The sequence below is a fragment of the Tunicatimonas sp. genome (assembly GCF_049647865.1).
Classification (GTDB): Bacteria; Bacteroidota; Bacteroidia; order Cytophagales; family Cyclobacteriaceae; genus Tunicatimonas.
On sequence record NZ_JBARYM010000190.1, the window covers coordinates 1 to 11016 of the forward strand.

8 protein-coding genes are annotated in these 11016 nt (G+C 41.3%); 3 read left to right on the top strand and 5 right to left on the bottom strand.

The window, feature by feature from the left end; translation table 11 throughout:
• Nucleotides 1-105: 105 nt before the first annotated feature.
• Entirely contained in the window at nucleotides 106-1470 is a 1365-nt protein-coding gene (locus tag WBA23_RS05720) for a Gfo/Idh/MocA family oxidoreductase (RefSeq protein ID WP_424581289.1), read from the bottom strand.
• Nucleotides 1471-1673: 203 nt separating this feature from the next.
• Between WBA23_RS05720 and WBA23_RS05725 the strand changes: the two genes are divergently transcribed.
• Nucleotides 1674-2270 carry a DUF445 domain-containing protein gene (locus WBA23_RS05725; RefSeq protein WP_424581290.1) on the top strand — a complete coding sequence of 199 codons (597 nt, stop codon included), beginning with the start codon at nucleotides 1674-1676 and terminating at the stop codon, nucleotides 2268-2270.
• Between the two features lie 329 nt (nucleotides 2271-2599).
• Here the strand turns inward: WBA23_RS05725 and WBA23_RS05730 are convergent, their stop codons facing one another.
• A complete protein-coding gene (locus WBA23_RS05730; protein WP_424581291.1) occupies nucleotides 2600-3385 on the bottom strand; it encodes a universal stress protein in 786 nt (261 codons plus the stop codon).
• Between the two features lie 167 nt (nucleotides 3386-3552).
• Between WBA23_RS05730 and WBA23_RS05735 the strand changes: the two genes are divergently transcribed.
• Nucleotides 3553-4959, top strand: coding sequence for an SLC13 family permease (locus WBA23_RS05735; protein ID WP_424581292.1), 1407 nt, complete (start codon nucleotides 3553-3555; stop codon nucleotides 4957-4959).
• A gap of 107 nt (nucleotides 4960-5066) precedes the next feature.
• Here WBA23_RS05735 and WBA23_RS05740 read toward each other — a convergent pair whose 3' ends face one another.
• Together WBA23_RS05740 and WBA23_RS05745 are read right to left on the bottom strand one after the other, a co-directional pair.
• Nucleotides 5067-6065, bottom strand: a complete 999-nt coding sequence (locus tag WBA23_RS05740; protein WP_424581293.1) for an IS701 family transposase — start codon at nucleotides 6063-6065, stop codon at nucleotides 5067-5069.
• Between the two features lie 39 nt (nucleotides 6066-6104).
• On the bottom strand, nucleotides 6105-8972 hold the full coding sequence (locus WBA23_RS05745) for a fibronectin type III domain-containing protein (RefSeq protein ID WP_424581294.1): 2868 nt from the start codon (nucleotides 8970-8972) through the stop codon (nucleotides 6105-6107).
• Between the two features lie 401 nt (nucleotides 8973-9373).
• On the opposite strand from WBA23_RS05745, the gene WBA23_RS05750 reads away from it, so the two are divergent.
• Nucleotides 9374-9754 (top strand): MerC domain-containing protein, encoded by a 381-nt coding sequence (locus WBA23_RS05750; RefSeq protein ID WP_424581295.1) that lies wholly within the window; start codon nucleotides 9374-9376, stop codon nucleotides 9752-9754.
• A gap of 42 nt (nucleotides 9755-9796) precedes the next feature.
• Here the strand turns inward: WBA23_RS05750 and WBA23_RS05755 are convergent.
• Nucleotides 9797-11016: amidohydrolase family protein (locus WBA23_RS05755; RefSeq protein WP_424581296.1), on the bottom strand; the 1220-nt coding region annotated here is incomplete at its 5' end.

Below are 11016 nucleotides of genomic sequence, written 5' to 3' on the forward strand. Positions count from 1 at the left end.
TATCGTGGCTTAAAAAATAACCCTGATCTCAATCTGCTAAAGCTCGGAATATCCAACAAAAACAGTAACTAAAAAAGCCTCTGCTAGGCAGAGGCTTTCGTCTATTTATTCGTTACCCATTCCCAGAGTATCAGACTCGGGTTCCCAACCCGGTTCATATTCCCGACTCCACATTTTCATCGCTTCTTTATCATCTTTAATCCGTCCACTCGATGGATCAATCATGAGGGTACGCCCCATTTCCTGCGATATATTAGCCAAATGACATAATAATACACTTTTATGTCCTTCTTCAATTGGCGAGTTTAGCGTAGCTCCGTCTACCACTCCGTCTCGAAAATTGGCAATATGTGTACCTGTCATGCTATCACCTCCTTGGGTATCCATAGAAGCCGCCTTATCGCTAGCTTTACTCTCCTCCATGAGATTATTCTTCATGTCGTATACCTCGTAACCATTACGATCCAAAATAACACTTCCTTCGGTACCGTAGATAGCCGAGCCCCGTCCGCGGCCTTTCACCGGATTGGGATTACAACTTCTGCCTTCCCAAGTAATGGTGGTCTCGTTATCGAAATCGTAATTAACAATTTGAGTATCGTAAAATTCCCAGTCGTCGTTGAAGTGGTAGCGTCCGCCCTGAGAACCTACTCGGATGGGATAATCCACCCCTAGTGCCCACCGACAAACGTCAATTTCGTGCGTACCGTTGTTTAGGGCTTCGCCAGTTCCCCAGTTCCAAAACCAATGCCAGTTGTAGTGAATAAGGTTGTCTTGATAAGGTTTGCGGGGGGCAGGACCCTGCCATAGTTCGTAGTCAAGATGCTCAGGCACGGGAGCCGATTTGCCCTCACCAATCGATCCACGCCCGTTAGCGTACCATGCTTTCGCGTAGTACGGACGACCGATAATCCCATCTCTAATCTGCTGAATAACCTCAATAGACTCAGGGGCCGAACGCTGCTGGTTACCCATTTGTACAACTTTTCCATAACGCTTTTGCGCTTCTACCAGTAGCTCTCCCTCACGAGGATTGTGCCCGCATGGTTTCTCCACGTAAACGTGCTTGCCTGCCTGTAAAGCCATCAGTGCAGCCGGAGCATGCCAATGGTCAGGTGCGGCAATAACTAAAGCATCAACATCGTCATCTTCTAAGACTTTGCGGAAATCAGAAGCCCCTTTAGGTTGCTTCTTCTGCAGCTCTGATTCCTTTATATCCTGTAAGGTTTTATCTAATACTTGTTGATCAACATCGCAGATATGCGAAAGGTGCATCCCATCTAATTTCAAGATTTCGTTGAGCAATGCCTTCCCCCGACTATGCACTCCCATTACTGCTACATTCAGTTGATTGCTAGGAGCATTTTTCCCAAAAACGGGTACAGCACTACTAAGGAAGGTAACCCCCAGCCCAGCAGCCCCAGATGTTTTCATAAAGTTTCTTCGATTTAGGTGTTTTGTTTTAGTCATTGCATACAAATTTTGTAATCGGTTAAAATTAAGAGGTAAGATACAAAATTTAGGGATTATAGTATTATAGTTTCCTAATGCTATTGTATTTAAGAGGGTAGATACCTGTTATTCAATGTTCTTTAATAACTTTGAAACTCATGCTAAAATTGTCTAACACCTGCATACCTGAACACGTTAACTCCATAATACACCGCATCTACATGATTATACTTACTCTACCAATTATTGCCGCCCTTACGGGGTGGATTACAAATTTTATTGCCATTAAAATGCTTTTTCACCCTCGGGAGAAAGTGAAAATACTCTTTCTGGAAATACAAGGTATTTTTCCGAAACGACAAAAGAAGCTTGCGGAGAAGCTAGGAAAAGTTGTGTCGGATGAACTCTTTTCAATGGAAGATGTGCGTAGCGCGATCACTAATCCGGATAATTTGGGCGAGGTGCATCAGGTTATTGATGAAAAACTGGATGATTTTTTAGAAAATCGTATGATGGAAAGTATGCCGATGCTTTACGTATTTATGAGTGATGAAATGCGGGTAAAGATTAAAGCAACCCTTCAGCAGGAATTGGAATTAATGCTACCGGAACTTATTGGTCAGTTTGCTAACAAAATAGAGAAAGAGGTAGATGTGGAGCGTACGGTATACGAAAAGGTGGTCAATTTTTCTAGTGACAAACTGGAGGAAATTCTCTACTCTATTATGCAAAAAGAATTTAAATTTATTGAGATTCTAGGTGGAGTACTAGGCTTTATTATTGGTCTTATTCAGATTGGTTTGTTACAGTTACAATGATGCTATCATCGTTCCGAAGCTTACAGCAGCTGACTGCTATGTGTACACTACAGGAGTACTTCAAAAAATTGGGCTTTAACTCCATAGCATAATTAATGATTCATAAGTTGCATTTTAGTGCAGGTAACTGTGAAAATTGCCTCTGAGCAATAGGTTATTCACTCTGATCTACCGCTTCTATACGTTAAATCAATTGAATCACTTTTAGATTCTGAAGAATTAGTAACGACCAATGCAGTAATTTCTTAATATGTTGTAAAAGTAAAAAAAGCGCGTTTATGAGAAAACTTCTGTTTTTGATTACTACTACTTCACCGTAAGTATTTCGGCTAATCCAGTGTGAGAAGAGGAATTCTTGTACGCAGTGTGAGAATTTTTATAAGACGGCCTTCTGAAGGAATGCCTTTCGTAGCGCGAACCCGGGGTAACATAACCAGCAGATCAATATTGTTTTCAGTAACATAATCAGAAATGCCTATTTCAATATCAGTGTTTTGCGGAAAAGCACAGTGGTGATCTAGCGTTTCAAGATAATACTCCAGTAGACCCGCATTTTTTCCGTGTGAGACAACCTGATTTTCCTCAGTCTGAACTGTCAGCAAATGAACTGCTGCATCAAACTTTCGCGCAATAGCATGCAGTGGACTAAGCAGGAAGAAGTCATCAATTTCATTTTTATCTAATGCTAACGCAATATTTTTCATAGCAAATGAAGCCCCCTCCGGAATAACCAATACTGGCACATTGGCTTTCAGCACTAAATTGGCAGTATTGGATGTAGCCTGCTCTTCCGTTGCTTCTGATCCCTTTGTTCCAACTAAAATCAGGTCAGCCCCCGTCTCAGCCTGTACGTCCAGAATTGTTTTTACCAACTCACCTGACCTTTGCTGGAAAGAATAAGGAGCCTTTACCGAAGATAGTACCCGTTTAGCTAACTGATGAAAAGCACTCTCTACTTCCTTGCTCTTCTCCTCACTAAGTGTAGTATCAGAGACATACAATAACACCACCTCAGTAGTATTATCATTATGAAGAAACTGATCTACATATTTTAGCGCATTTTCGGAGGTATCGGTAAAATCAACTGGTATAAGGATTTTCTTAATCTTACTCATGTAGGTATAATATTTAGGTTGAATGCTAAAGTAGTTGTTTTCCTATTAAATATGTTCGCAAAACTCAGGTCAAAAACTGATTTATATCAGTATATCAAGTGGTGAACTATCGTAATTATGCGGCGAATAAAACGCGAAATTTATATTTAGTTAAACCACACCTAATTATGGCTGATTCTAGATTTGCCGCCCTACGCTTCTTGCAAAAGAAATGGCCTCTTATTCAGAAAGTATCATTCTTTCTGGGGGTGTCGCTACTAGCCCTTATATTAACTCAACTGCTACGGTCCGACGCTATGTCTACCTCAGCCGTAAATGCCTTATTCTTACTTCTATTTGCTGCCGGACTGTGGATTAGTGAGGCAATTCCACCATTTGCGGTAAGTATACTAGTCATTGGCTATTCCACGTATTTTCTGGATAGCATTGACCTAATGGTGGTTTCTAAGGAATGGGAGAGATACGTTAGTACTTGGTCGAGCCCCATTATCTGGATTCTAATTGGTGGCTTTTTCCTGGCAATGGGTGCGCAGGTTACGGCCTTTGATCGAAAGTTTTCTCGGTTCGTTTTACACTATTTTGGCAACCGTCCGTATAATATTCTACTTGGTTGTATGCTCGTCACTGCGGTGCTCAGTATGTTTATGTCTAATACTGCTACCACTGCCATGATGGTTGCTATTCTCACTCCAATTATCCAGCAGGTAGACCGAAAAGACCCGCTCGTAAAAGCAGTCTTTTTGGGAGTTGCGGCGGCGGCGACTTTAGGAGGTATGGGGACGGTGATTGGTAGTCCGCCTAATGCTATTGCCCTCGGTATAATTCAAAGCCAAGGCTTTTCGTTCGGCTTTTCTCAGTGGATGTTGGTAGGAGCACCTATCGCCTTTACCTCAATTTTTGTGATTTGGTTGGTTTTGAAGAACCACTACAAAACGCAGTATGATCGTTTAGAACTACAAATAGCAGCCTCCCCCACCACTTCTCAGCGAACCCAGTACCGTTACAGAGTTATTGTTGTTGTTACTTTTACCTTAACCGTTGGACTGTGGCTTACTTCTACTTTGCACAACATTCCGGTAGCCGTTATTTCATTTTTACCTATTGTATCTTTTACCGTAACCGGGGTAGTTAGAGCTGAGGACCTACGCCTACTCCCTTGGGATACGCTTATATTAGTTGCTGGTGGTTTAACTTTAGGTATGGTAATTAGTGATACTGGTTTGGCAAATCATATTGTTAGTAGTATTCCTATGTTTAATAATGTAGTGGTGATGCTGTTGATTATGGGGTGGCTAACCACCTTTCTATCCAACATTATGAGCAATACTGCTGCAGCCAGTATTCTAATTCCGGTAGGTTCCTCATTTCTACCCGATCACAGTTTGCTTATATCGTTAGTCATTGGACTTTCAGCTTCTACGGCCCTCTTCCTCCCCATTTCTACCCCACCCAATGCGATTGCATTTTCCACTGGCTACCTAAAACAATCCGATTTTCGACTATTAGGTATACTAGTTGGTTTGGGCGGCCCAGTACTTATTGCGCTGATTGTGCTGTTTTTTATTGATTTATAGTTCCCTAAAGTTTCAGTAGGCGAAATAGATGAGGAGTACTATCTGCCTTATTTTTTATTACTAAAAAGTAGACACCTGTTTTATATGTAGGACTATCGCTTTGATGGTTACAATGCCGGAATGGTTGGGTAATAAAGCTGATTGACCAAATAATCGGAGAGTTGCTTATACTTGATCTGATAGATGGTAGTTCCAAGTTGCTTGGCCCTAACCTTCAAAGACACCCAAGCGTGATAGCAGCAAGCTAAATGGTTTCGCTGCGAACGTGCCTTGCGACATTGGCATCTTTCAGACCCAGTCAACTGCTTGAAGCCCCGATGAAAGTCTTCCACTTGCCACCGGTTGTCATTTTTTAGTTCAGCGACAAAGCGGTTAACATGCTGGTCTAAATCGTTAGTAACGATCCAGTCAATGCGACCGTCTAGGGCCACTATCTTGAAAAGCTTTACTTGAAAGGGTATTTTCTTGAGTTTAACAGTTAGGCCTTTCGCCCATGTTTGTTCATCAAAATCTAGTTCATCCAGGTGTTGATAGCCAATATCTCGGCTCACGCTGACCATGCGGTTGCTTTTCAGGGTGGTGAAAAATGTCCAACCGCTACGATGAATGAGTTTAAGATTATCCATTGAGCTGTACCAAGAATCAAATAAAATAGTTCTAGCCTGAATGTTCTTGTGGGTGGCAAGCCTCTTGAACATCTCTTGAAAGTGGTCATTCTTAGTCTTGCCGTCCGTATCAGGGTGATAGATGCGGTAGTCAATAGGCCAGAAGTCTTCATCGTTGCCCGCCGAATGAACGAAGTTCACTAAGCCAATGCCCCGCACAGTACCATGCTCGTTACCTGAATACTGACACTTGACTAACTCTATGAAACGAGAATACTGTTTGTTCTGTACACTATCATCCACAATGATGGCGGCGTCTTTATCATCTTCAATATGAGGACGTACTATCTCCCAAAGCTGAGAAGGAGTAAAACGCTCTCTCCTCAAAAAGTCACTCACTGCATCATGACTTAGGTTTGCTCTATGATTAGCTAATTCTGTACAGGTGTAGTTGGTCTGGGCACTGAGCAGGTAGCTGATATAATCTTGCTTGTGTAGCATCCTAATAATATACTGTATCTTCACGCAAAAGCGAAAGTCCTAATATGAAGAAATGTCTATTATCACTTTTTTATCATCTAAAACATAGGGTACATCACGATATAGGTTTCCGTGTATATTATACGCTTGAATAGTACTTTTGTCAGTTGGTTTTAAATTAATCGCTAATGTAAATACTCCCGAACTAGGATTAGGGTACACCTTTTCAGTAAATTTTACCTCCTCAGTGGTGGAGGTTATAAGCGAAGGAATGTACGCTGTGTTAGTTGAGTATTCTGATTCGCCAACAATATTGTATGCTTTGATACGATACTCATACGTTTCTTCGCGTTTTACCTGTGTATCGTAGTAATAATTATATCCTGTCTCCACTGTATCGATCATTGTGAATTCACTTTCCTCTGCCCTTTCGATAAGATAACCTATCACCTTATCTGATGGATTATCCCATTTAAGATGTAGGCTATTGTTATTCCAGGTAGCGTAAAGCCCTTCTGGTTTCGTAGGTAAACTTAGTGAAGATGTACTTACCTGAACTGGATTTGAGTTGTTTGACACTATTCCGTCCCCAATACTAACCACTTGATAGCTATAGTTGGTAGCCAGATCAATATTCTGGTCTACGTAGATTGTAATATCAGCTCCTACGCTATCAATAAGTTCGTATCCTTTCGCATTTTCACTGCTACGGTATATTCTGTAGCCTAGTTCATATTCCGAACTATCTTGCCATTGCAGTACAATTCCCCGACTTTCGTCAATGGAAACTTGTAGATCCGAAGGTGCCCGCGGGGCTTTTAAATTTAGACGAGCAATACCTGAGAAACCTGCTAAATCATTGATAGCTAAAAAACTTCCGTAAACTATTGCCTGACTTCGGTCTTCATCTTCAAACAGTATACCCTGCGAACTGCCGTCCAGATCAAAACGAAAATCGCTATATACTCGCCCTTTTAAGTCAAACATGGATAAGCCTTTACGAGCGACTCGATTTATGCGATTGTAGCTACCGGTTAATATATATGTTGAGTCGGATGCGGAAACTATTGAAGAAAAGTAAGGATGATGGCTAACACCTACGCCTACCGAAAACCGGTCTATAAGTTCACCATTAGATTCCATTTGGATAACAGGCATTACGTCGTTGCTTCCGTATCCACCAACACTCATTCCTACTGCCAGTATTTTTTTATCTGTTGTAAGAGCAAACGTTGTTATTTTGTAGCCTACCGTTGCTTCTGGTGAGAAAGCAGAATCAGCTTGACCGGTAAAATCCAGTTTGTTTATATACCCTACATTTGTATATCCTACATCGTCTGCTTCAACCCACTTTTCCCCGCCGATCAGAATACCGTCATCTGTAACTAGCATCCCACTAATTTGTACTTCCTCTTCAATTTCCGGCGCAAATGAATAATCAACAGCGCCTGTACTATCCAACTTAATCAAATTCCGATAGACGGTATTGACGTAATAGTTACTATGACCCGCTACCAGCATACTACCATCTTCAGACAAATGTATTTTGGTAGCTCCTCCGCCCGAATGATTAATTTCACTTGAGAAGCTCTGGTCTAACTTTCCGTTACTTTCTAACCTAATAACCCCCGACTGCTCATACCTATTAGGCATTTTGAAGCTGCCACCCACTAGAATTTTTTTATTTGGCTGAAGAACGATTGTATTGACCCTCATTTCTGGTCCGATACTAATATTACTACTAAATGCCTCATCAACCTTACCGACTGCAGATAATTTTGCGATGCTATTCGCTGAAACACCGTTAATTTCAGTGAAGTTTCCCGAAATTATCAGACTACCTTCGCTCGCTAACAAAGCATCATTTACGGAAGGCTTTCCTCCTAAGTCAGGAAGAAAGTTAGTGTTTAGCTGTCCCTGTTCATTAATAGCAACGGCTCCTTTTGCTGGTGTATTGTTCACACTACTGAATGCCCCGCCAACAAATAGCTGCCCCTGGTGATATACCATTTTTAGGTTCTGTTGGTATTGGTTGAAAGCTTTGTAAAACTCATACGTTTTGCGAGTATTATTTAGCGAGCCGTCTTCGTTTAGCCAGATTATTCGGTAAAAGCCTCCCTTTTCATCACTGTAGTTGTAACCTAATGCCGCGTATTTTCCCGATGGCAATTGCTGAATTGATGTGAGAGTTCCTCTAAAGGCATTGGCCGTTGGCCCGGGAAGTATGAAATTTTTATCAAAGGAACCATCTTTGTTGAGCCTTACTAGCCCTGGAACAGGAACATCATTGTAGAATTCATAATAACCGTACACTACGTATTTACCATCTTGCTGGGCAAAAATATTTTCTATACTAGGATGATTTCCCTTAAGCTCGCCATCAAACTGAAAACTTTCATCTACTTTACCATCTTCATGAAGTCTAATTATAACCGAAGAATTATCTCGATAATCTATACCATAAATCAGTATTTTGTTATCAGGTTGAATGATCACTTTTAGGAACGATTCTTTCATCTGATACTCTTCAAAGCTGCTATCGCTATTTCCACTTTCATCTAATCTTAAAATACGTGTAATAGACGCATTACCATCCCATTTAGAAGTTACCAGTATGCACTTATCTTCCTGAGTGGTAAAATGATCAATGTACTCTATACTCTCGTCTACTGAGAATTGATTATCTATTGTACCATTTGTAAGCAATCGGGTTAAATCTCTTTGCCAGCCTTGGCTTTCTTTTATTATGTATAACCGATCTTCACTATCTAAAGACATGTTGTATGTTTGCCAATTTTCGTAGGGTACCTGATAGCTTTTATCAAGTTGCCCACCCTCGGTCAATCTTACAAGAGTGGGCACTTTTTCATAAGCTACACTTTCAATATCGCCGCCAACTATTACTTTCCCATCAGACTGTACTACCATTCCATAAACAGATGCATGAGTACGAATAAATGGATTAAATTTAGGGTCAATATTTTGGCCATGTACGATAGTTGAAAAGAAGATGAATGTAGTAAGTAACCTTACATAATTTATTATAAACTGCCTCATTATTTCACTTTATCATTTCTGTAATTCTTAAAATTATATAATTTATTACATTAAAACAATTTTATATAAAAAACTGATTAGTCTATATTGAAAAGAATCTGTATTTTTTCGTTTTGCCCCGTTAGTTCAAGAGGTTAAGTGAGTGCACAAATTTCTAACCCTTCGCCGGGTTTATAGTACTGACAAATTTTATAAGTAATCTTTTGCTAGGCAGTGAACCAATTTTCTGCAATTGCGTTGCATTTACTAGCTTGCAACTTTGTTGCGTGATTATGAAGGAAAAACAAGCCGATATTTTAGGAATTGTAAGTGCTAGCTTGTGTATTGTACACTGCCTACTTGTCCCTATGCTAGTAATTTATGGTTTAATAAATAAGCCACTCGTTGAGAGGTGGGAATACCTCGATTGGGTTTTTATTCTATTAAGTGGCTTGGCGGTCTTCTTAGCTACTCATCATGAACATAATCTACCCAAAGGTGGACGGCGATTGTCTCAATGGATGTGGGCAGTTTGGGCAATTTTCGCTGTAGCATTGCTACTGCACGATAGTTGGGTACCCGCTCTATATATTTCTGTACTTAGTTCAGTAGGGTTGGCGTATCTGCATTTTCAGCATTTCCGCAAAAAGCATTTAGCTGCCGTCACTAAGTAAGCTTACGAGGCGATCTATTTTAGCTTACAAACATGCTGAAAACTATTCAGGCTGTTTGTAGACTCCTCCTTCCTTCATTACTAGTATTACTTCTTCCATCACTTCAATATTTTCCAGCGGATTGTCGGCTACTGCAATGATATCGGCTAATTTTCCTTCTTCAATTGAACCTATCTGATCAACCACTCCTAGAATCTGAGCCGGAACTATTGTAGCCGATTGAATGGCTATCATGGGCGGCATTCCGGCTTCAACCATGTAGGTAAATTCTTTGGCATTTTTACCGTGGGTAAACACTCCCGCGTCCGTACCAAAAGCGATCTTTACTCCTCGCTGGTAGGCTTTAGCAAATGTTTCCTGAATCATAGGGCCAATTGCCAGAGCTTTAGGAACAATGATCGACGGATAATACCCTCGGATTTGAGCCGAATCGGCTACCGACTTTCCCGCAGTAATGGTAGGCACGTAGTATGTACCCTTTTCAATCATCAAATCCATAATTTCTTCGGTCATCAGGGTACCGTGCTCAATAGTGGTAATTCCGGCCATTACCGCTCGTTTCATTCCCTCCGGACCGTGTGCGTGGGCGGCCGTATGCATTCCGTAGTCGGTAGCAGTTTCTACCACAGCTTCTAATTCTTCGGTAGTAAACTGAGGCCCGGAGCCATCTTTAGCGTAGCTAAGCACTCCTCCGGTTGCGGTTAACTTAATCATATCAGCCCCTTCTTTATACCGCTGTCTAACAGCCTTTCGGGCATCCTCTGGTCCATTCACTACCCCTTCGGCCGGGCCAGGGTCGCCCATTAAATCCTTCCGAAGACCGTTGGTCGGATCGGCATGCCCGCCAGTAGTGCCAAGTGCTTTTCCTGAAGTAAAAATGCGAGGGCCATTAATGTACCCGGCATTAATAGCTTTCTTTAGTGAGATATTTACTCCATCGCCGCCAACATCCCGCACCGTAGTAAACCCAGCCATTAAGGTAGCTTCGGCATAAGGAATTGCTGCTAAGGCTACATCAGCTTCATTCATTCTGAAGCCTTTAGAATAATTGTCTTTACTACTCTGATTCTGAATGTGCACGTGCATATCGATTAAACCGGGTAGCACAGTATAATTACGCAAATCAATCAGTTGAGTGTTATCAGAATCTTGATATCCATTAACTACTGAGCTTACTTGATCACCGTCGATAATTACGGTCACCTCTTCTCGAACCTGATCGCTTTTACCGTCAATTAGGCGTCCGCAGTGTAGATAAATGG